23 protein-coding genes are annotated in these 19,523 nt (G+C 67.4%); 14 read left to right on the top strand and 9 right to left on the bottom strand.

What is annotated here, in order from left to right:
* Positions 1-61: 61 nt before the first annotated feature.
* The 4 genes from ABD024_RS12630 to ftsY are packed head-to-tail and all read right to left on the bottom strand — an operon-like array spanning position 62 to position 3,682.
* Positions 62-340 (bottom strand): oxidative damage protection protein, encoded by a 279-nt coding sequence (locus tag ABD024_RS12630; protein ID WP_343853191.1) that lies wholly within the window; start codon positions 338-340, stop codon positions 62-64.
* A gap of 53 nt (positions 341-393) precedes the next feature.
* Positions 394-1,455 carry an A/G-specific adenine glycosylase gene (gene mutY, locus ABD024_RS12625; protein ID WP_343853188.1) on the bottom strand — a complete coding sequence of 354 codons (1,062 nt, stop codon included), beginning with the start codon at positions 1,453-1,455 and terminating at the stop codon, positions 394-396.
* Entirely contained in the window at positions 1,452-2,519 is a 1,068-nt protein-coding gene (locus ABD024_RS12620; RefSeq protein ID WP_343853186.1) for an AsmA family protein, read from the bottom strand. Before ABD024_RS12620 ends, mutY begins: the two co-directional genes overlap by 4 nt.
* A gap of 23 nt (positions 2,520-2,542) precedes the next feature.
* Positions 2,543-3,682, bottom strand: a complete 1,140-nt coding sequence (gene ftsY / locus ABD024_RS12615; protein WP_343853184.1) for a signal recognition particle-docking protein FtsY — start codon at positions 3,680-3,682, stop codon at positions 2,543-2,545.
* A gap of 74 nt (positions 3,683-3,756) precedes the next feature.
* Between ftsY and rsmD the strand changes: the two genes are divergently transcribed.
* The 7 genes from rsmD to ABD024_RS12580 all read left to right on the top strand — a co-directional run bounded on the left by rsmD (position 3,757) and on the right by ABD024_RS12580 (position 9,475).
* Positions 3,757-4,338, top strand: a complete 582-nt coding sequence (rsmD, locus tag ABD024_RS12610) for a 16S rRNA (guanine(966)-N(2))-methyltransferase RsmD (RefSeq protein ID WP_343853181.1) — start codon at positions 3,757-3,759, stop codon at positions 4,336-4,338.
* 39 nt (positions 4,339-4,377) lie between these two features.
* Positions 4,378-4,917: a pantetheine-phosphate adenylyltransferase gene (gene coaD, locus ABD024_RS12605; protein WP_343854694.1), complete on the top strand. Its 540-nt coding sequence runs from the start codon at positions 4,378-4,380 to the stop codon at positions 4,915-4,917.
* A complete protein-coding gene (locus ABD024_RS12600; protein ID WP_343853179.1) occupies positions 4,910-5,413 on the top strand; it encodes a hypothetical protein in 504 nt (167 codons plus the stop codon). Before coaD ends, ABD024_RS12600 begins: the two co-directional genes overlap by 8 nt.
* Before the next feature lie 150 nt (positions 5,414-5,563).
* Complete coding sequence (locus ABD024_RS12595; protein WP_343853177.1) at positions 5,564-5,824, top strand: YfhL family 4Fe-4S dicluster ferredoxin; 261 nt, start codon at positions 5,564-5,566, stop codon at positions 5,822-5,824.
* Entirely contained in the window at positions 5,821-7,560 is a 1,740-nt protein-coding gene (gene ggt / locus ABD024_RS12590; RefSeq protein ID WP_343853176.1) for a gamma-glutamyltransferase, read from the top strand. Before ABD024_RS12595 ends, ggt begins: the two co-directional genes overlap by 4 nt.
* An 8-nt stretch (positions 7,561-7,568) precedes the next feature.
* Positions 7,569-8,441 (top strand): MBL fold metallo-hydrolase, encoded by an 873-nt coding sequence (locus ABD024_RS12585; protein ID WP_343853174.1) that lies wholly within the window; start codon positions 7,569-7,571, stop codon positions 8,439-8,441.
* Positions 8,441-9,475, top strand: a complete 1,035-nt coding sequence (locus tag ABD024_RS12580) for a TMEM43 family protein (protein WP_343853172.1) — start codon at positions 8,441-8,443, stop codon at positions 9,473-9,475. The genes ABD024_RS12585 and ABD024_RS12580 overlap by 1 nt, the downstream gene beginning before the upstream one ends.
* A 34-nt stretch (positions 9,476-9,509) precedes the next feature.
* Here the strand turns inward: ABD024_RS12580 and ABD024_RS12575 are convergent, their stop codons facing one another.
* The 5 genes from ABD024_RS12575 to ABD024_RS12555 all read right to left on the bottom strand — a co-directional run bounded on the left by ABD024_RS12575 (position 9,510) and on the right by ABD024_RS12555 (position 13,809).
* A complete protein-coding gene (locus tag ABD024_RS12575; RefSeq protein WP_343853170.1) occupies positions 9,510-10,793 on the bottom strand; it encodes an EAL and HDOD domain-containing protein in 1,284 nt (427 codons plus the stop codon).
* A gap of 108 nt (positions 10,794-10,901) precedes the next feature.
* Positions 10,902-11,348 (bottom strand): flagella synthesis protein FlgN, encoded by a 447-nt coding sequence (locus ABD024_RS12570; protein ID WP_343853168.1) that lies wholly within the window; start codon positions 11,346-11,348, stop codon positions 10,902-10,904.
* A complete protein-coding gene (gene flgM, locus ABD024_RS12565) occupies positions 11,345-11,674 on the bottom strand; it encodes a flagellar biosynthesis anti-sigma factor FlgM (protein WP_343853166.1) in 330 nt (109 codons plus the stop codon). The genes ABD024_RS12570 and flgM overlap by 4 nt, the downstream gene beginning before the upstream one ends.
* A 102-nt stretch (positions 11,675-11,776) precedes the next feature.
* A complete protein-coding gene (flgA, locus tag ABD024_RS12560) occupies positions 11,777-12,508 on the bottom strand; it encodes a flagellar basal body P-ring formation chaperone FlgA (protein ID WP_343853164.1) in 732 nt (243 codons plus the stop codon).
* Positions 12,505-13,809, bottom strand: coding sequence for a methyl-accepting chemotaxis protein (locus ABD024_RS12555; protein WP_343853162.1), 1,305 nt, complete (start codon positions 13,807-13,809; stop codon positions 12,505-12,507). The genes flgA and ABD024_RS12555 overlap by 4 nt, the downstream gene beginning before the upstream one ends.
* Before the next feature lie 186 nt (positions 13,810-13,995).
* On the opposite strand from ABD024_RS12555, the gene ABD024_RS12550 reads away from it, so the two are divergent.
* From ABD024_RS12550 to flgG, 7 genes are all read left to right on the top strand, one after another.
* Positions 13,996-14,934: a chemotaxis protein gene (locus ABD024_RS12550; protein ID WP_343853160.1), complete on the top strand. Its 939-nt coding sequence runs from the start codon at positions 13,996-13,998 to the stop codon at positions 14,932-14,934.
* Between the two features lie 169 nt (positions 14,935-15,103).
* Positions 15,104-15,505 carry a flagellar basal body rod protein FlgB gene (gene flgB / locus ABD024_RS12545; protein WP_343853158.1) on the top strand — a complete coding sequence of 134 codons (402 nt, stop codon included), beginning with the start codon at positions 15,104-15,106 and terminating at the stop codon, positions 15,503-15,505.
* The gene (flgC, locus tag ABD024_RS12540) at positions 15,505-15,924 is read left to right on the top strand and encodes a flagellar basal body rod protein FlgC (protein WP_343853156.1); all 420 of its coding nucleotides are present in this window, start codon (positions 15,505-15,507) and stop codon (positions 15,922-15,924) included. Before flgB ends, flgC begins: the two co-directional genes overlap by 1 nt.
* Before the next feature lie 55 nt (positions 15,925-15,979).
* On the top strand, positions 15,980-16,627 hold the full coding sequence (locus ABD024_RS12535; protein ID WP_343853154.1) for a flagellar hook assembly protein FlgD: 648 nt from the start codon (positions 15,980-15,982) through the stop codon (positions 16,625-16,627).
* 36 nt (positions 16,628-16,663) lie between these two features.
* Positions 16,664-17,887: a flagellar hook protein FlgE gene (gene flgE, locus ABD024_RS12530; RefSeq protein ID WP_343853152.1), complete on the top strand. Its 1,224-nt coding sequence runs from the start codon at positions 16,664-16,666 to the stop codon at positions 17,885-17,887.
* Between the two features lie 49 nt (positions 17,888-17,936).
* Positions 17,937-18,677: a flagellar basal-body rod protein FlgF gene (gene flgF, locus ABD024_RS12525; RefSeq protein WP_343853150.1), complete on the top strand. Its 741-nt coding sequence runs from the start codon at positions 17,937-17,939 to the stop codon at positions 18,675-18,677.
* Positions 18,678-18,729: 52 nt separating this feature from the next.
* Positions 18,730-19,515 (top strand): flagellar basal-body rod protein FlgG, encoded by a 786-nt coding sequence (gene flgG / locus ABD024_RS12520; protein WP_343853148.1) that lies wholly within the window; start codon positions 18,730-18,732, stop codon positions 19,513-19,515.
* Positions 19,516-19,523 lie beyond the last annotated feature (8 nt).

The following is a 19,523-nucleotide window of genomic DNA, read 5'->3' as shown; positions in this document are numbered from 1 at the left end:
GACCGCGAGGTCTGTCGATGATGCGTGGAGCCGCGCATTAGACCGAATGCGCGGCGTTTCGTCAAGACTCGGAGGGCGGCGGGGTGAAGCCGGTGGCCTGGTCGAAGTCGCCACCGAACAGGAATTTCTCCATCTGTTCGCCGAGGTATTTGCGTGACTTCGGGTCGAGCGGGTTGAGCCGGTATTCGTTGATCAGCGTGGTCTGGTGGGCCAGCCACTGCTGCCAGGCGGGCTTGGAGATCTCGGCGTAGATGCGCTGGCCGAGCGGGCCGGGCCAGGGGGCGAAGTCGAGGCCTTCGGCGTCGATGCCGAGCTTGGTGCAGTGGATGGTACGACTCATGGTTCGAATCCTGGTGGGGCTGTCACGATGATGGGTACAGCTTGCGGATCTGCTCAGGCGTTGTCGTTGATCTGCAGCAGGAGGCTGCGCACCGGTGCGGGCAGGCCGAGTGCGCCGAGTTCGCCGGCGCTGCACCAGCGCAACTGCGGATTATCGGCGATGCCGCGCTGCGCTGTCGCGCGGTCGAACAGCAGCGGCTCGATGTCGAGCCGGTAATGACTGAACACGTGGGTGAACGGGGCGAGTGCCTGCGCGTCGTCGATCTGCGCGTGCTGCTGTGCGATGCGCCAGGCGCCATCCGGGTCGCTTGCTTCGGGCAGGCTCCACAGGCCGGACCACACGCCTTGCGGACCGCGCCGCTCCAGCAGCACGCGACCGTGGCGGTCGCGCAGGATCAGCATCACGGTGGCGCGGGTGGGAATGGATTTGGGCGGCTTGCGGCTGGGCAGTTGCGTGGTGAGATCGTCACGATAGGCGACGCAGTCGGCGGCCAGTGGGCAGTCCTCGCAGCGCGGGCGCGAACGTGTGCATAGCGTCGCCCCGAGATCCATGATCGCCTGGGTGTAGTCGGCGACGCGGCTGGTCGGCGTGTGCGCCTCGGCGTGCTGCCACAGTTGCTTCTCCACCGCGCTTTCGCCGGGGTGGCCGTGGATGCCGTGGTAGCGGGTCAGCACGCGCTTGACGTTGCCGTCGAGGATGGCAAAGCGCAGGCCGTGTGCCTGCGCCAGGATCGCACCGGCGGTGGAGCGGCCGATGCCGGGCAACGCGCTCAACGCGGCGAAGTCGCGCGGCAGTTCGCCGCCGTGCTGTTCGGCGCAGAGCTGCGCGGCGCGATGCAGGAAGCGCGCGCGGCGGTAGTAGCCGAGCCCCGACCACAGCGCCAGCACGGTGTCCTCGTCGGCGGCGGCAAGGTCGCGCAAGGAGGGCAGCGCGTTGACGAAGCGCTCGAAGTAGCCGACCACGGTGGCGACCTGGGTCTGCTGCAGCATCACTTCGGACAGCCAGACGCGATAGGCGTCGCGCCGGCCGTCATCGAGCGCGTGTTGCCAGGGCAGATCCTTGCGGCCGTGCCGGTCGAACCAGCGCAGCAGGCGGGTGGCCAGGGACGCGGTCATGGCTGCTTCTTGCCGGCGGGTTTCGCCGGTGCGGCCGCAGTTCCGGCTGGCGCGGGTACGGCGTCGCCGGCACGGATGGTGAGGCCTTCGATGCTGATGCCACCGGCTTCGAGCTGGGCGATTTCCGCGTGGCCGCTGCCCGGCGGCACGCTCAGTTGCGGCCCTTGCGGATCGCCCAGCTGGCTCCACCAGTGGGCCAGCGCCAGTGGCGGCAGGCGCAGATCGGCGTGGTTGGCGGGGCCGTCGAGTTTCAGCGCGAGCAGCAGCGGGTTGCTCTGGTCGGCGGGGGTCAGCAGCAGCGAGATGTCGTATTGGCCGGCGTTGGCCTGGTCGAGCTTGCCGGCAAGGCTGGCGGCGGCGTCGGCGGCGCCGTGCCAGTGCGCGTTGCCGGTGAGCGCGAGCGTCATCGCGCTGCCCTGCGACAGGTGCAGGGTGATGTTGTTCAACTGCAGCGCGTTGCCTTCGATGCGCGGAGTGGCGGACAGCCGCAGTTGCAGCGGCGTGCCCGCGGCGGTGACGGCGGACAGGCCGAGCGGAAATGGCTGGCCGGAAATCAGGCTGCCGGCTTCGAGCGAGACGTTGCCGAGCAGCACCTCGTTACCGCGCACCACGCTGCCGCGGCTGATGCTGACGCCGGTGTCGATGCGCGGGATGTTCGGCGGCGTGCCCTCGGGTTGCGCGGGCAGGGCGGCGAGCCACTCCTGCAGCGCGTCGAGGTCGACCCGGGGCGATTCGATCTGCAGTTGCGAGATCACCGTGGGGCCGCCGAGCACGGTATGCCATGGCAGTACCAACTGGCCGTGCGCGGCCAGCAGAATCGGCGCGCCGGCGCCTTCGGCATTGAGCGTGATGCCATCCAGATCCAGCGCCGGCCGCGGGAACAGGGTCGGGCTGGCCGGGCTGGCCAGGTTCAGTTCGAGCCCGGCGGCGCGCGCCTGGGTCTGCAACATGCGGGTGAAGCGCTCCGGCTGCAGCAGCAGGTAGACGGCGACCACCGCAGCGAGCAACACCGCCAGTGCGAAGCCACCAAGTACCAGCAGGATCAGCCGCAGTCGGCGCGACATTCGTTCAACCTCGCCTGCACGGTTCAGTCATGGCCCTGCGTCTCGCCGCCGAGGCTGGCCGGCAGCAGGCCGTCGACGAAGGCCTCGGCCTCGAAAGTGCGCAGGTCGGTGGCGGCTTCGCCCAGGCCCACGAAACGGATTGGCAGGCCGAACTCGCGCGCCAGCGCAAACACCACGCCGCCCTTGGCGGTGCCGTCGAGCTTGGTCACGACCAGGCCGGTGACGCCGACGATCTGGCGGAACTGGCGCACCTGGCTGATCGCGTTCTGGCCGGTGGTGCCGTCGATCACCATCAGCACCTCGTGCGGCGCGTCGGCATCGAGCTTCTTCAGCACGCGGGCGATCTTGCCCAGTTCGTCCATCAGGCCGCCCTGGGTGTGCAGGCGGCCGGCGGTATCGGCAATCAGCACGTCGATGCCGCGCGAGCGTGCCGCCTGCAGCGCGTCGAAGATCACGCTGGCGGAGTCGGCATCCTGCCCTTGCGAGATCACCGGTACCTGGTTGCGCTCGCCCCAGGTTTTCAGCTGCTCGACCGCGGCGGCGCGGAAGGTGTCGCCGGCTGCCAGCATCACCGCGCGTTTCTCATCCCGCCACCGGCGTGCCAGCTTGCCGATGGTAGTGGTCTTGCCGGCGCCGTTGATGCCGACTACCAGGACCACGAACGGCTGCTTGCCGCGCACGTCCAGCGGCTGCTCGACCGGTTTGAGCAGGGCGACCAGCGCCTGGCGCAATGCGGCCAACAGGGCGGGTGCGTCGGCGAACTCGCGCTTGTGCATGCGCTTGCGCAGGTTCTCGACCAGCTCGGTGCTGGCCTCGACGCCGACGTCGGCGGTGATCAAGGTGGTTTCCAATTCGTCGAGCAGGTCGTCGTCGAGCTTGGGATTGCGCACGAACAGCGAGCCGAGGCTGCGCGCGAATACATTGCCGGACAACCGTTCGCGCCAGCCGCGCCTGGTCGGCGCCGGTTCTTCGGCGATGGGTTCGCTGACCGGCGCCACGAAGCGCTCGGTTTCGGACTGGGTTTCGGCGGGCGCGGGAATTTCCGCCAGTGCTTCGTGCAGCATCGGGTCGCCGCTTTCCGGTGCGACAGCGTCGGCCGGCGCTTTGGCGGCGGCTTGCTCCGCCTCCTTGTCGGCGGGCTTTTTCTTCCAGAATTTGAGCATTGCGGCCGTGATTCAAAGACAATGGCCGGCATGCTAACACTCCAACCTGTACTGGCCGCTGAGGGCCCGGCGGCATGAATGGCAGGCGCAAGACCGCGGCGGGACGGATCCGCATCATCGGCGGCAGCCTGCGCAATTCGCGGCTCGACGTGCCGGAACTGCCGGGTCTGCGGCCCACCTCCGAGCGGGTGCGCGAGACCCTGTTCAACTGGCTGGCGCCGGTGATCGACGGCGCACGTTGCCTGGACCTGTGCGCGGGCACCGGCGCGCTCGGCATCGAGGCGCTGTCGCGTGGCGCGGCCGGCGTGCAATTCGTCGAGCGCGACGTGCGCGCGGCGCAGGCGCTGCGCGTGAACCTGGCACGGCTCAAGGCCGATGCCGACCAAGTGGCGGTGCTCGACGCGGGCCTGTTCCTGCAGGGCACGGCGCAGCCGTACGACCTGGTCTTCCTCGACCCGCCGTTCGCGTTGGAACTGTGGTCGGCGCTGGCGCGGCAGCTGGAACAGGGCGGCTGGCTCACCGCGCGGGGGTGGGTCTACGTGGAATCGCCGCGCGGCAACGCGCCGGCGCTGCCGCCGAACTGGCAGCTGCACCGCGAAGGGCAGGCCGGCGAAGTGCGCTTTGCACTCTATCGGCGCGCGCTTCCGTTAAGCTAGGGTCACAACCACTACCGCTTCCGTCTTGTGAGCAAACCATTGGGCAATTCGCGCCTGGCCGTCTATCCGGGTACCTTCGATCCGATCACCAACGGGCATACCGACCTGGTGACGCGGGCCGCACCGCTGTTCGACCGGGTGGTGGTGGCGGTGGCCGACAGTTCCAGCAAGGGGCCCGGCTTCAGCATCGGCGAGCGGATCACCCTGGCGCGGCTGGCGCTGGCCGACCTGCCGAACGTGGAGGTGCGCGGCTTCGACTGCCTGCTGGCCACCTTCGTCGAGCAGATCGGTGCCGGCGTGATCATCCGCGGGCTGCGCGCGGTGTCGGATTTCGAGTACGAGTTCCAGCTGGCCAGCATGAACCGGCATCTGATCCCGCAGGCGGAGACGCTGTTCCTGACGCCGGCGGAACAATACAGTTTCATCTCCTCGTCGCTGGTGCGCGAGATCGGTCGCCTCGGCGGGGATATTTCCGGTTTCGTGCATCCGGCGGTACAACAGGCCATGCGGCAGCGCTGGCAGAAGGGCCGGACCGGCCACAACAAGCAACCCGAAACGGAAGGTGATAACCATGCGTAAGTTCGCTCTCATTGCTGCCGTCGCACTGATTGCCAGCCTGGCCCTGAGCGCCTGTGGCAAACACGAGGACAGCCAGCAGGCCGACCAGCAAACCAGCCAGAAGGCGACCAGGCCGACCGATCCGAACGACACCAAGGCGTGGAACGCCTATTTCGGTCAGATCGTGCAGAACAACATGCAGGGCATGAAGGCTGACCGTCCGTACCCGTACCTGGTGCCGGCCGGTGATTCCGAGGAAGCCGTGGCCGGCCGTGGCCGCCAGCTGTCGAACGTGCAGGACACCGTGGCGCGCGGCGTGCTGCCGGGCAACATGCTGGTGTTCGCCGGTCCGGATTCGGCCAAGACCGCCGACTTGGTGACCGAGGCGTTCAAGGACGCCAAACCCGGATCATTCAAGGACGTGATCATCCTGTTCATCGGCGACCAGGCCGACCAGCAGCGTGTCGACGACGTGCTGAAGCCGACCGGCGCCATGGTCCGTTTCGTCGCGATGTAAGCGTGATCGCCGCGCCGGCAGCGCCGGCGCGGATCTGCACCAGCGCCCTCCCGATGCACGAGGGCGCTGGATGCCTGGTCGCTGCGAGGCCCCCGGTGCACCGGTACGCTCTTCCCGGGCGTCGCACCCCAGCATGTAGTATCGACCGCCATGTCCCTGAAAATCCTCGACACCTGCGTCAATTGCGACGTCTGCGAACCGGCTTGCCCGAACAAGGCAATCTCGCTGGGCGAGGAGTTTTACGTGATCGACCCCGCGTTGTGCACCGAGTGCGTCGGTCATCATGACGAACCGCAGTGCGTGGTGGTATGCCCGGTCGAATGCATCATCAGCGACCCGGACCACGTCGAATCCCGCGAACAACTTGAGCTCAAGTACCACCATCTGATGGCGAAGGAGTCCGCGGCATGAGGTTTTCCATGAGCTGGCGGCGGCCGTTGTCGGGTGTCTTGTCGCTGAGCCTGCTGCTGGGCGGCGGCCTCGCGTTCGCCGCCGACGGCGCGCCGAAGGCGGCACCGGCCGCCGCGGCCCACGCTACGCAGCAGCGTCCCGGCCATGCGGCCATCGCCAGTGCGAACTTCCATGCCACCGAAGCCGGCCTCGAAGTGCTGGCCAAGGGCGGCAATGCGTTCGACGCGGCGGTGGCGGTGGCGGCCACGTTGTCGGTGGTGGAGCCGCAGAGTTCCGGCATCGGCGGCGGCTTCATGGCCGTGCTGCATCGGGCAAAGGACGGTCGCAACATCTTCATCGACGCGCGCGAGACCGCGCCGGCGGCGGTGAATCCGAAGGATTACCTCAACCCCGACGGCAGCCCGAATCGCGACACCGCGCTGAAGGGGCCGCTGTCGGCCGGCATCCCGGGTCAGCCGGCCGGTCTGGTGCTGATCGCCAAGCGCTACGGCCGTCTGTCGCTGCAACAATCGCTGGCGCCGGCAATCCGCATCGCCCGTGACGGCTTCGAACCGGATGCGCGCCTGCGCAATGCGATCGCCGAAGAACACAAGGACCTGCAGCGCTGGCCGGCGTCGGCTGCGAAGTACCTGCCGAACGGCAAGCCGCTGGCGGAAGGCGTGATCTGGCGTGACCCGGACCAGGCGCGCACGCTGGAACTGATCGCCGCGCATGGCGACGGCGGCTTCTATCACGGCGAGACCGCGCAGAAACTCGTAGCCGCAGTGCAGGCGGCCGGCGGCAACTGGACGCTGGCCGACCTCGCCAACTACCAGGCGAAGGAACGCACGCCGATCACGATCGACTACCGCGGCTACAAGATCGTCACCGCACCGCCGCCGTCGTCCGGCGGCGTGGCCATCGCCGAGATCCTCAACATCCTGTCCGGCTACGACCTGACGAAGATGGATGCCGCCACGCGCGTGCACTACATCGTCGAGGCGATGCGCCGCGCATTCCGCGACCACAACGATTACCTGGGCGATCCGGATTTCGTGAAGATGCCGCTGGACATGCTGCTGTCGCCGTACTACGCCGACGGCCTGCGCCAAGGCATCTTGCCGGACAAGGCCACGCCGTCGTCGATGCTGCCGCGCGCCGAGGCGCCCGAGCCGGGCATGCACACCACCCATTTCTCGATCATCGACGCCGACGGCAACATGGCCGCGGTGACCTCGACGGTGAACTACACGATGGGCTCCAGCTTTGTCGCCGCCGGCACCGGCGTGCTGCTGAACGACGAGATGGACGACTTCGCGCTGGTGCCGAACGAGCCGAACGTCTACGGCCTGCTCGGCAGCGCGGCGAACGCCCCGAAGGGCGGCAAGCGCATGCTGTCGTCGATGACGCCCAGCATCGTGATCGGCGCCGACCGCACCGCGGTGATCGGCTCGCCCGGCGGCTCGACCATCATCACCCAGGTGCTGGAAGGCATCCTGCATTTCATCGACGGCGAGAGCGCGCAGCAGATCGCCGCGCACAAGCGTTTCCACCACCAGTACCTGCCGGACGTGGTGAATGTGGAAGAGGGCACCTTCGACGCCGCCACCAGCGAGACGCTGACGAAGATGGGTTACACGCTGAAGCCGCGCGCATCGTGGGGTTTCATGAACGTGGTGACCTGGGATCGCAAGACCAACCAGCTCGACGCCGCCAGTGATCCGCGCCGGCCGTCGGGGCTGGGCAAGGTGCAATAGGCCACGCCATGGAACTGTTCTCGCTACTCGGCAACTCGCAGCAACTGGATGGTGGCGCCATGTTCGGCAATGCGCCGAAGGCGCTGTGGTCGCGCTGGATCGAGCCGGATGCGGAGAACCGGATTCCGCTGGCCTGCCGTTGCCTGCTGGTGAAGGATCTGGACGGGCGCAACGTGCTGTTCGAGACCGGCATCGGCGCGTTCTTCGAGCCGGCGCTGCGCGAGCGTTATGGCGTGGTCGAGTCGCGGCATGTGCTGCTGGATTCGCTGGCCGAGGTCGGCCTGTCGCATGAAGACATCGACGTGGTGGTGCTGTCGCATCTGCACTTCGACCATGCCGGCGGCCTGCTGGCGGCGTGGGAAGAAGGCCAGCCGCCGCGACTGCTGTTCCCGAACGCGCATTTCGTGGTGGGCGCGGAGCATTGGCGTCGTGCGCTGAAGCCGCATCCGCGCGACCGTGCGTCGTTCGTGCCGGAGCTGCAGCCGTTGCTGGAAGCCAGCGGTCGGCTGGAGTTGGTCGACGGCGAATATTCGCGGACCCTGGGCGAGTCGGTGCGCTTCTTCTTTTCGGACGGCCATACACCGGGCCTGATGCTGGCCGAAGTCGGCGGCGTGGTGTTCTGCGCCGACCTGATCCCGGGCCGCTTCTGGGTGCACCTGCCGATTACCATGGGCTACGACTGCTGGCCGGAAAAACTCATCGACGAGAAGCGCGTGTTCCTGGAAGACAAGCTGGCGCGCGACGTGCGGTTGTTCTTCACCCACGATCACGATTGCGCACTGGCGCGGGTGACGCGCGACGAACGTGGCCGTTTCGGCACTGCCGACGAGCAGCGTGTCCTGCGCGGTGTTCCGCCGTATCACCAGGCTGAGGCGGCTTGATGGACTTGCGCAAGGGAGTGTCCGTGCATGGGCTGGTGCTGAATATCATCGGCGCCCTGCTGATACTGGCCGGGATCGGCCTTGCGGCGGTGACCGCCCGCAGTCTGCTGAACTACCGGGCGGTCGCCAGCCTGCATGGTGGCGAGGTGGTCGACCTGGGGGCGAATGCGCAGCCGGGTGCCGGCCAGCACGGCGCCATGGTGCGCGTGCTCGGCACGCCGACCGTGGTGGAGGCGCCGCACGACCCGGATTTCAATTTGCGGGCGAATACCCCGGTGCTGGTGCGTCACGTGGAGATGTTCCAGTGGCGCGAGGTGCGTTTCGGCAGCAGCGTGCATTACGAACTGGACTGGGTCGACCACCTGCTCGATGCCAGTCACTTCGAGGACCCGAAGGGGCACGCGAACCCGCTCAGCTTCCCGATCAGTGGCAAGCAGTTCGACGCCGGCCTGGTGCAGATCGGCGGGTTCAAGCTGGGGCCCGTGCTGCTGCACGCGATACCGGGTACGCAGCGGATCACGCCGGATCCAGTCGCCTTGCCGGAAAACCTCGCGGCGAGTTTCAGCCGTTACCAGGATTACCTGGTGACCAGCGCGCAGCCGGGTGATCCAAGGCTGGGCGACGTGCGGGTGATCTGGAACGAAGTGCCCCTGCAGGAGCTGACCATTGTCGGACGTATCGACGGCGACCGGCTGGTGGCCGCCTCCGATGCCGCCGACGGCAAGGGTTTCGTCGTGCAGGTCGGCGACGTGCCGGTGCTGGACCTCTTTCCGGACCTGCCGGTCCCGCCCGAGTTCGTGTTGAGCTGGCGGATCCTAGCCGTGCTGCTGGCGTCGCTGGGTGCGTTCCTGCTGCTCTCGGCCCAGCGCGACCGGCGCGATCCGTTGCTGGCCCTTGGACTGGGCGCGCTGGCCGTGGGCATCGTGGCCAGCGTGCTGTGGCTTGGCGACGATACGCGGACCATGTGCGGCTGGCTGGCGTTGACGGTACTCAGCTTGTTGCTCACCGGATGGCGGCTGCGCCGCGCACGCTGAGCGACCGACCGGCAGTCCGGCTTCACACTTCCTTTTACGCCGTAGCCGGCTTTCCACTGGCAGAGGCGAAGACCTGATCGGCCCATTGCGTGGCCCCCAGGTAGATCGTGGCCATCCGCTGGATGCGCTGCGGCATGGCGTGTTCGCTGGTCAGTTCGCCGGCTTCCCAGGCGAGGATCTGTTTCAGCAATGGCGCAAACGGGCCGCCGCGGCCCGTCAGCGCGTCGCTGATTTCCGGCACCAGGCGCAGATGGGTCAGCAGGAATTCCATCGGTGCGCACATCAAGGTGTCGAGCAACGAGAACAGGCCCACGGTAAAGGCCATCTCCGGATGGCCGTTGGGCATGCCGCTGGCCAGCTTCTCGCACATGTGGGCACGGATCAGCGCGGCGCGCAGAAGCTCCGGCGGGCGATCGTCCATGCCGCACATGGACATGGTGTCGATCCAGTTGCGCATGCGCGTGACGCCAAAGAAGATCGCGGCCTGCTGCACCGACTTCAGTTGCCGTGGCAGGGCGAAGTAGGCCGAGTTGACGCAGCTGAGCAACTTGTAGCTGAGTACCGCGTCGTCGCGGATGATGTTGCCCAATTCCACCGGCCCGGGATTGCTCTCCTGCAGGACACGCATCAGGCGCAGCATGCTCAACCGGTTGGCGGTAAGCACGGGCACCGCAACCGGTTGCGGGATCAGCAGGTAGCGTCCCTGGATCGCCTCGAGCGGCAGTTCCATGCAGCGTTCGTAGGTCGGGTGGTCGTTGACCTGGCCGGCAATCACCTGGATCCCGCGCAGGTGCAGGTGCTCGGCATGTTCTTTCAGCCGCTCCGGTGTCAGGCGACTGGCATCCAGACGGACCAGTTGCACCATTTGCAGCAGCATTTCAAGCGGCAGGCTGCTTTCCAGATCGGCGCCGGTCGCGTCGAGCATGAATTGGCAACCGCGCTGCGCCATCTGCTGCAGACGCTTCATCAGCGGCGCGTCGGTGGCCACGTGCGGCTGCAGCACCACGCCAAGCCGCGGCTGGTGCAGCAACACGTCGGAATCTTCCGGCAACAGTTCGGCCGGCATGTTCAGGAACGCGCGATTGCCGCGCACCAGCCGGGTCAGCGCGCCGTCCGTGATGGTCGACAGCACACACTGCAGCAGGGTCTGTTCGTCACCGGCTTCGCGATGGAACACGATCTCGTAGGCGAACAGCTGGCGCTCGCGGTCGAGCATCGGTACGCGCAATACCGGCAGCGGGACCGACGTCGGCATGCCATCGTGACTAGGTGCGCCGGTGGAGGGAGCGGCAGCGGTAGAGGCGTTGAGGTTGCTCATGATCAGTCGTCGCGGTTAACGCGGAGGCATGCCAGGGGGCGGCTGCTTCGCGGTCAGTGGGAAGATCGTCTGCGCGGGCAGGTGGCGGTGCCGTCTCTCATTTCGATGTCATACCGCAGCCAGGACCTGTGAGCGCAAGCTGGCATGCAACTCGCCAGAGCGGCCGTACAGCTCGCTTTCGCCGGCATGCCCCGTCAACACCGCCAGCGCCCGGCGCGTCTGGCTCAGCCGCTGGCTGACCACGCTGCCATTGCGCTGGTTGAGCAGGTGGCAATACTGCAGCTTCTGCACGACCTTGCTCCAGACCGACGTCGACGCAGCCGCTACGGCCGGCTGTTCGCCCGCCAGCTGCTGGCGTTCGGCGTCGAGTGATTCCAGTTGCAGCATGATCGCCTGCTTGCGCGTGCCGGCCTGATCCAGTGCGTCGCTGTCGCGCGTGTCCAGTGCCGCGCGTTCGGCCTCAAGCACTTGGGCGAGCTGATCGACCGCTTGCTGCATGTCGCCCAGCACGGCGGCGAGCGCATCGTTCAGTTCGTGCTGCAGTGGCCGGCTCATGCCTTGCCTGTACCGCCGAGCTGCTGCTCCAGTGCGAGCATGCGATCGGCGATGCGGCCGGCATCGACCTTGTAGCTGCCGTCGGCGACTGCCTGGCGCAGCTGCTCCACCCGCTGCGAATCAATCGCGGAAGTGTCGCCGGTGCGGGCGGCTTCCTGCAGCGCAAGGGCCGAGTCGGTCAGCTTGAGCTGGTCGTCGGTCTTGGGCGCGGTGGCGGCGGAATCTGCCGGACTGGCGGCGGTCGTGGCCGTGCCATTGCCGTTGCCCGAACTGCCGGTGGCCTGCGTGAATTTCGGCAAGCTGTTGTTGGGAATGGTTGTATTCATGGGTCCGTTCTCGCTGGGGTGTGGCCCTGTATCTGTCAGATCGGCCGGTTTCGCGGAAACTTTAGCGGCGATTGGCGAAAGTAGTGGCGTCGATTTGTGGGCTCATGGCAGCGCGACCACCATGCCGGGGGCGCTGACCATCGCATCGACCACCTTGCCCGAGCTTTCATTGCGCACCCGCAATCGGGCGCCGTTGTCGCCACTGCCCATCGCCACGCCGGCCGCGCGCACTTCGATGCCGTCGAGCCTGGCGACCATTTCCACGCGGTCGCCGGCGCGCACCATGCGCCGGCCGCCCAGGGCGCCGGGCGAAAGCACGCTGCCGCTGGCGAGCGAGCGGGTCAGCGTACGGCCGGCCACCTGGGCGAGATTCTCCATATAGCCGTAGCCGAGCCGGGTGACGTCCTGCTCTTCGGCGCGCACATCCGCGGCGCTCAGACCGTCGCCACGCTGCAGCGCCCGGCTGGCCACCAGCACGCTGCGGAACAGCTGCAGCTTCAGCGGCACCCGCACGGTCCAGCCGCCGGCTTGTGGGCACTGCACCTGGACCGTCATGCGGGAGGAGGCCGTTGCGGACTGGGGGATCGCGGCACGCAGCGGCTCACGACAGGCGACCAAGTGCAGGCGCAGGTCGAGCGGCGCGGAACTGACCACGACGCGGCTGCCCGGCAGCGCATAGTGCTCGCGCACGGCCTGTTCGGCCGCGGTACGCACGCTGTCGAGCGATTGCGTCGTGGCCGTTGCGCTGTCAGCGTGGGCGCTTCCGGACCATGGCGCGCCGAGCCACAGCATGGCGGTCAGCAACCCGGTGGCGATGCTGCAGCGTTCCTTCATGCGTCCGCCAGCAGGGCGCCGAGTTGCCCCAGCAGGGCCTCGCGCCCGGACTCCATCTGCTGCGACAGCTCGGTGGCCTGTTCGAGCTGGCCATCGCACAGCAGCGTGACAAAGCGGCTGCCCTGTTCGCACAGGCGGGAGCCGCTGTCGTTCAGGCCGGCGCTGGCGGGATGGCCTTGGTACAGGGCGCCCAGCCGGTCGATGCTGCGGTTGATCGTATGGGTATCGAACCAGCGCCGGTCCAGCGCACCCGGTTCCAGCAGCGCCAGTTCCATCGCCTGACGCAGGTTGAGCGCCGCCTCGCGCAGGGTCAGGCTGAGGCTGGCCGGGTCGCTGCCGCTTTCGCCTTCCAGCCAGTCCAGCCCCAACCGGTGCGCCAGCAAGGCGGCACGGTGCAGTGAGTCGGACTGGCGGCGCGCCTCGTTGCCGCGGCGCTGCAGGGCGCCGAGCGCGGCCTGGGCTGCGGTGGCGCGCGCATGTTGCACGTCGTGGTTCTGCTGCAGCTTGTGGATGCGTCCGCTCGCCGCGCGCAGCACTTCGCTGCCCTCGCGCAGGGTGACGCCGGACTGGCCGACGCCGGCCTGCGCCCGCTCGAGTTGCTGCAGGCCGTGTTGCACGTCGCCGTCCAATTGCAGCGAAAAGTCGCCGATCGAACCGGTGACAGCCTCGATTTCAGTGGTGGTGAGCGTGGTCTTTTCCGCCAGTTGCTTGACTTCGTCGGCAACCACGGCAAAGCCGCGGCCCGCTTCGCCGGCACGCGCGGCCTCGATCGCCGCGTTCAACGCCACCAGGTTGGTCTGGTGCGCGATCTCCTGCACCACGCCGGTCAGCTTGCGGATCTGCGCGACCTGCTCGGCCAGCTTGCTCTGGTTGCGGTTCATGGCCGACAGCGCGCTGCGCAGCAGCCGCAACTGGCCGTCGAGCTCGCTGACGCTGTGTTCGCCGGCCTGTCCGGCCTGGCTGGCCTGGTCCAGGTCGGCGCCGATCTGCTGCAGCGCCGTCGAGATACCGGCGCTGCCATCCGTCAAACGATCGACGCTGCCGCGGCCTTCGCTGGCGGCCTTCTCCAGCGCCGTCTGCTCGCGCGAGAGCTGCTGTACCGCACCGAGCACCAGGCTCTGCTGTTCCACGGTCTGCAGTGCCACGGAGGCGGGCGGGTGGGCGGCGACGCGGGCAAGCAGCGGCGCCAGCGCCTGCGCTGCGCGCGGGTACCTGCGCCGCAGCGCGGCGACCTGGGCATCGTCGCCTGCGGCAGCGGCCTCCACCAGGGCAGTGAGGTGCTGGTTCCAGATCAAGCTCATGGGGCGGACATCACCTTGTGTATGGCGCGGGAGTGCAACCGCTGCATCGACAAAAACCTTCGAAACTTGAGGAAGCAAGTCGCATGCCATGGAGACTGCGCGGCAATGGTCGCTCAAGCGCGCCGTGTTCCGGCCGATAGCCATCGCGTACAGCCGTCACGGCGGCAACGCACTCGAGGAGTCTGCATGGGCGGCACGTTGCTGGAAAAAGTGGAGCAGCACACCCGGCTGGCCGGGCACAACCGCGTGGCGATGCTGCTGTTCCGGCTGGGCGACGAGCAGTTGTTCGGCATCAACGTGTTCAAGGTGCGCGAGGTGCTGCGCCGCCCGCCGCTGGAGCGCATGCCGGGCGTGCACGCGTTGCTGGCCGGCAGCTGCGACTATCGCGGGCAGACCATTCCGGTGATCGACCTGGCCGCCGCACTGGGCTACGCGCCGCTGCGCGATGTGGAGTCGGCGCACCTGATGGTGACCGAGTTCAGTCGTTCGGTGCAGGGCTTCCTGGTGGCGGACCTGCAGCGCATGGTGCATTGCGCGGGTGAAACGCTGGTGGCGCCGCCCAGCAACCTGGGCTTCGGCGCGCGGGTCAATGCGGTGACCCGGATCGACGGCGCGCTGATGGCGGTCGTCGACGTGGAGCATGTGCTGGCCAGCATCGATGCGGCGCCGGCCGAGTTGTCCGTGCAGATGCAGCGTGTGGCCGGCGCCCGTTCGCTGGCTCCGCGACGGGTGATGCTGGTCGACGATTCGCTGATTGTCCGTCGCCGCTTGGTCAACCTGTTCAAACAGATGAATATCGAATGCGTGGTGGCGACGGATGGCCGCGAGGCGCTCGACCGCCTGCTGGAACTTGCCGCGGGCGATCCGGCCGACGGGATCAGGCTGGTGGTCTCGGACATCGAGATGCCGCGGCTGGACGGCTATGCGCTGACCCGCGCGATCCGCGAGGCGCCCAGCCTGCGCCAGCTCAAGGTCGTGCTGCACAGTTCGCTCAGCGGCATCTTCAACGAGGCGATGGTGAAGGAGGTCAAGGCCGACGGCTTCGTCGCCAAGTTCCAGCCGGACCTGCTGGCGCAGGCGGTGCTGGAACTGTTGCCGGAACCGGTGGAAACGCCGGCGGACTGACGTCCGTCGCCGCCCGCTACGGGTAGCGTCAACAATCCGTCTTTGCCCGGGTCCGGTGCCCGCGGCGAGCCGGCGGCGGCCGCGGCAGCCCAGCAGCAGCAACGCTTTTCCCATGGTGGCATGCAATTTGCCTCCAGCTCCGTGCGGCAATTGCACGTGGAGCGAAGCGATGAGTCTGACCCCTGACAACCTTTTCGGCATTCATACCCGGGCACTGGACCTGTGGCAGCGCCGTACCGAAGTGCTGGCCAACAACCTCGCCAATGCCGACACCCCGGGCTATCTGGCCCGCGACGTCGATTTTCGCAAGGTGCTGGCGGACGCCAGTGGTGGTGCTGACAACCTGCCTCTACAGACGACCGTTGCCGGCCAGATCGGCGCCGCCGGACAGACGGTGGACGGGCTGGCGTACCGCGTGCCGACCCAGCCGAGCATGGACGGCAACACCGTCGATGCGCAGGCCGAGCAAGCCGCCTTTGCCGCCAACGGCGTGCACTACCAGGCCAGCCTGTCCTTCATCACCGCGCAGATCCGCATGCTGCGCACCGCCATCAGCGGAGGTCAGGGCTGATGTCGCTCTTCTCGATTTTCAACGTGGCCGGTTCCGGCATGGCGGCGCAGTCGCTGCGCCTGAACACCGTCGCCAGCAACCTGGCCAATGCCGACAGCGTGGCCAGCACGCCCGAGGCCGCCTACCGTGCGCGCGAGCCGCTGTTTGCCGCGGTGAAAAATTCGCTGGCCGGCAACGGCGATGCCCCGGGCGAAGGCGTGCAGGTGCTCGGCGTCACCGAGAGCCAGGCGGCGATACCGAGCCGCTACGAACCCGGCAACCCGTTGGCCGACGCCGACGGCTACGTCTACAGCAGCAACGTCAACCCGGTCGACGAGCTGGTCAACATGATCTCCGCCTCGCGTTCGTACCAGAACAACGTCGAGGTGATGAATTCGACGCGCCAGCTGATGCAGAAGACGCTGGATCTCGGCAAGTGAGGCACGCACCAGTGAGGCGCATGCGAATGAAACCCCGGCAGACGAGGAGCGCGGCATGAGCGACATGGGTATCGCAGGCATCGGTTCGAGTGCTGCCAAGGCAGCCAGCGCGGGCAAGGACAAGACCCTGAGCCAGGCCGACTTCCTGAGCCTGCTGACGCAGCAGATGCGCAACCAGGATCCGACCAAGCCGATGGATTCGTCGCAGATGCTCAGCCAGTTGGCGCAGATCAGCCAGGTCTCGGCCACGCAGTCGCTGCAGACCTCGTTCGACAGCCTGAGCCAATCGCTGCAGGGCAATCAGCTGCTGCAGGCCAGCAGCATGGTCGGGCGCAACGTCACCGTGCCCTCGGCGGCGGGCCACCTTCAGGCCGGTGGCCTGGACGGCGCGGTCAACGTACCCGCCGACGGCGGCACGGTGCTGGTGCAGGTCACCGACGCCGACGGCAACGTGTTGCGCACGCTGAACCTGGGCACGCCCACGTCGGGACTGGTGGCATTCCACTGGGATGGCAGGGGCGACGACGGCACGGCGCTGCCGACGGGAACCTACGGACTGAAGGCGCAGGCGGGCACCACCGCCGTGGCCACCTATGTCAGCGGCAAGGTCAACGGCGTGGGCATGACAGGCAGCGACGGCGCCTATCTGGATGTGGACGGTTTTGGCGGGGCCCTGCTGAGCCAGGTCGCACAAATCAACTGACGGCCCCACGGGGCTTCACATAGAGGAATTACTCCGATGCCTTTCAACATTGCATTGAGCGGTCTCAACGCGGCCTCGAAGGATCTCGAGGTCACCGCCAACAACATCGCCAACACCGCCACCACCGGCTTCAAGGGCGCGCGCGCCCAGTTCGCCGAACTGTTCAGCGCCGCCGGTCCCAACCTCAGCTCCAGCCAGACCGGCAGCGGCGTGCGACTGACCAACGTGGCGCAGCAATTCACCGCCGGCAGCGTCGAGACGACCAACAACAGCCTGGATTTCGCCATCAGCGGCGACGGCTTTTTCACCTTGCACGACGGCAAGGGCTATTCCTATACGCGCGCCGGTGCCTTTCAGAAGGACCAGGCCGGCTTCGTGACGAACGCCAACGGCCAGCGGCTGCAGGTGTTCCCGGCGCTGTCCAACGGCACGTTCGACAACAGCACGCTGACCGATCTGCAGCTGCTCACCTCGCAGAACGCCGCCAAGGCCACCAGCGCCGTGCAGATGTCGCTGAACCTGCCCTCCGATGCCGTGGCACCTGCCACGCCGTTCGACCCGCTCAACGATCCGACCAGCTACAACCAGGCCACGCCGTTCACTGCCTACGATTCGCTCGGCGCCACCCACGGCGGCACCGTGTATTTCGTCAAGGATCCGGCCGCCAACGTGTGGAACGCGAACCTGTACGTCGACGGGGTCTCGACCGGACCCTCGCAGTCAGTCACGTTCAACAGCAGCGGTGCGCTGGTTGCGCCCGCCAACGGCAAGCTGGCCTTTCCGGCCGTGACGGTCAGCCCGGGCTCCAACCCCATGCAGCTGACTCTGGACATGAGCAAGGCAACCCAGTTCGGCAACACCTACGCCGCCAGTGCGATCAATACGGACGGCTATCCGACCGGCATCCTTTCCAGCATCGACGTGTCGCGCGAGGGCGTGGTGCAGGCGAAGTATTCCAATGGCCAGACCACCTCGCTGGGCCAGCTGGCGATGGCGCAGTTTTCCAACGAGCAGGGCCTGCGCCAGCTGGACAACACCAACTGGGCCGCTTCCTTCGATTCCGGCACGCCGGTCATGGGCGCCGCCGGCAACGGCACTTACGGCAGCGTGCAAGCCGGTGCGCTTGAGGCCTCCAACACGGCGGACCTCACCGCGCAGCTGGTCAACATGATCAAGGCGCAGCGCAACTACCAGGCGAATGCGCAGGTGATCTCCACCGACAACCAGCTGACCCAGACCATCATCAACATCCGCAATTGACGCAACACGCGATCCCGGCGAGCCGGGATGAACCGCATCGAGGCTTTCCATGGATCGTTCGCTTTACGTAGCCATGACCGGCGCCACGCAGATGATGCGCGAGCAGTCGGAGGTGGCACACAACCTGGCCAACGCCGACACGGTCGGTTTCAAGGCGCAGCTGTCGGCCTTCCAGCCGCTGGCGGTGCAGGGCCCGGGCATGCCCACGCGGATCAACGGCGTGGCGCAGGGCCTGGGCGTGGACATGCGCGAGGGCGGCCAGATCGAGACCGGCCGCCAGCTGGATGTCGCGGTGCAGGGGCCAGGCTGGATCGCGGTGCAGGGTGCCGACGGCAGCGAAGGCTATACCCGTGCCGGCGAGCTGCGGCTGACCCCCGATGGCCTGCTCACCGACGCCCGCGGCAACCTGGTGCTTGGCGACGGTGGCCCGATCAGCGTGCCGCAGAGCGCGCAGATGAACATCGGCGCCGACGGCACCGTGTCGGTGGTGCCGATGGGGCAGGGCCCGGAGACCATTGCCGCGGTCGGCCGCATCAAGCTGGTCAACCCGGCAACCGACCAGCTCGCGCTGGGCAGCGACGGGCTGATGCACCTGAACGCTGGCGGCACGGTGGACACGGACCCGGCGGTCACCCTGAAGTCCGGCGTGCTCGAGTCCAGCAACGTCAACCCGTCGCAGACGCTGGTGCAGATGATCCAGCTCTCGCGCCAGTACGAATTGCAGATCCGCGCCATCCACAGCGCCGACGAAAACGCGCAGTCGGCTTCGCGCCTGCTGCAGATGACCTGATCAACACCCTCTTTCATAAAGACATCCAGACGTCCAGACGGAGTCCATCGACATGTTTTCATCCTTGTGGGTAGCCAAGACCGGCCTCGATGCGCAGCAGACGCGCATGGACGTGATCTCGAACAACCTCGCCAACGCGAACACCACCGGCTACAAGAGCGCGCGTGCCTCGTTCCAGGATCTGGTCTACCAGAACCTGCGCCAGCCCGGCGGCCAGACTACCGAGCAGACCCAGGCGCCGGCCGGCCTGATGCTGGGCACCGGCGTGCGCGTGGTCGGCAGCGAAAAGCTGTTCACCCAGGGCAACATCGAGCAGACCGGCAACTCGCTGGACGTGGCGATCCAGGGCCGCGGCTTCCTGCAGGTGACGATGCCCGACGGCAGCATCGCCTATACCCGCGACGGCTCACTGCACATGGATCAGAACGGCCAGCTCGTCACCGCCAACGGTTACGCGGTGGACCCCGCGGTGAGCATTCCGGCGAATGCGCAAAGCATCACCATCGGCAGTGACGGCACCATCAGCGTGAGCGTGCCGGGCCAGGCCGCGACGCAGCAGATCGGCACCGTGCAGCTGGCGGACTTCATCAACCCCGCCGGCCTGCAGCCGAACGGCGACAACCTCTACCTGGAAACCGCCTCCAGCGGTTCGCCGCAGATCGGCCAGCCGGGCCTGAACGGCCTGGGCACGCTGGCGCAGGGCGCGCTGGAAAGCTCCAACGTCAACGTGGTGGAGCAGATGGTCAACATGATCGAGACCCAGCGCACCTACGAGATGAACTCCAAGGCAGTGTCCGCCGCCGACTCGATGCTGCAGTTCCTCACCAACAAGACCTGAGGCACACC

It is taken from the genome of Rhodanobacter soli, from assembly GCF_039523495.1.
In the GTDB taxonomy this organism is placed as follows: Bacteria; Pseudomonadota; Gammaproteobacteria; order Xanthomonadales; family Rhodanobacteraceae; genus Rhodanobacter; species Rhodanobacter soli.
Note: the sequence above shows the minus strand (reverse complement) of the source record. Positions and strands in the feature narration are given on the sequence as shown.

Bases quoted from the DNA above. Each gene is read 5' to 3' on its own strand.
- ABD024_RS12630 (WP_343853191.1), bottom strand. From the start codon at position 340: ATGAGTCGTACCATCCACTGCACCAAGCTCGGCATCGACGCCGAAGGC.
- mutY (WP_343853188.1), bottom strand. From the start codon at position 1,455: ATGACCGCGTCCCTGGCCACCCGCCTGCTGCGCTGGTTCGACCGGCAC.
- ABD024_RS12620 (WP_343853186.1), bottom strand. From the start codon at position 2,519: ATGTCGCGCCGACTGCGGCTGATCCTGCTGGTACTTGGTGGCTTCGCA.
- ftsY (WP_343853184.1), bottom strand. From the start codon at position 3,682: ATGCTCAAATTCTGGAAGAAAAAGCCCGCCGACAAGGAGGCGGAGCAA.
- rsmD (WP_343853181.1), top strand. From the start codon at position 3,757: ATGAATGGCAGGCGCAAGACCGCGGCGGGACGGATCCGCATCATCGGC.
- ABD024_RS12600 (WP_343853179.1), top strand. From the start codon at position 4,910: ATGCGTAAGTTCGCTCTCATTGCTGCCGTCGCACTGATTGCCAGCCTG.
- ABD024_RS12595 (WP_343853177.1), top strand. From the start codon at position 5,564: ATGTCCCTGAAAATCCTCGACACCTGCGTCAATTGCGACGTCTGCGAA.
- ggt (WP_343853176.1), top strand. From the start codon at position 5,821: ATGAGGTTTTCCATGAGCTGGCGGCGGCCGTTGTCGGGTGTCTTGTCG.
- ABD024_RS12585 (WP_343853174.1), top strand. From the start codon at position 7,569: ATGGAACTGTTCTCGCTACTCGGCAACTCGCAGCAACTGGATGGTGGC.
- ABD024_RS12580 (WP_343853172.1), top strand. From the start codon at position 8,441: ATGGACTTGCGCAAGGGAGTGTCCGTGCATGGGCTGGTGCTGAATATC.
- ABD024_RS12575 (WP_343853170.1), bottom strand. From the start codon at position 10,793: ATGAGCAACCTCAACGCCTCTACCGCTGCCGCTCCCTCCACCGGCGCA.
- ABD024_RS12570 (WP_343853168.1), bottom strand. From the start codon at position 11,348: ATGAGCCGGCCACTGCAGCACGAACTGAACGATGCGCTCGCCGCCGTG.
- flgM (WP_343853166.1), bottom strand. From the start codon at position 11,674: ATGAATACAACCATTCCCAACAACAGCTTGCCGAAATTCACGCAGGCC.
- flgA (WP_343853164.1), bottom strand. From the start codon at position 12,508: ATGAAGGAACGCTGCAGCATCGCCACCGGGTTGCTGACCGCCATGCTG.
- ABD024_RS12555 (WP_343853162.1), bottom strand. From the start codon at position 13,809: ATGAGCTTGATCTGGAACCAGCACCTCACTGCCCTGGTGGAGGCCGCT.
- ABD024_RS12550 (WP_343853160.1), top strand. From the start codon at position 13,996: ATGGGCGGCACGTTGCTGGAAAAAGTGGAGCAGCACACCCGGCTGGCC.
- flgB (WP_343853158.1), top strand. From the start codon at position 15,104: ATGAGTCTGACCCCTGACAACCTTTTCGGCATTCATACCCGGGCACTG.
- flgC (WP_343853156.1), top strand. From the start codon at position 15,505: ATGTCGCTCTTCTCGATTTTCAACGTGGCCGGTTCCGGCATGGCGGCG.
- ABD024_RS12535 (WP_343853154.1), top strand. From the start codon at position 15,980: ATGAGCGACATGGGTATCGCAGGCATCGGTTCGAGTGCTGCCAAGGCA.
- flgE (WP_343853152.1), top strand. From the start codon at position 16,664: ATGCCTTTCAACATTGCATTGAGCGGTCTCAACGCGGCCTCGAAGGAT.
- flgF (WP_343853150.1), top strand. From the start codon at position 17,937: ATGGATCGTTCGCTTTACGTAGCCATGACCGGCGCCACGCAGATGATG.
- flgG (WP_343853148.1), top strand. From the start codon at position 18,730: ATGTTTTCATCCTTGTGGGTAGCCAAGACCGGCCTCGATGCGCAGCAG.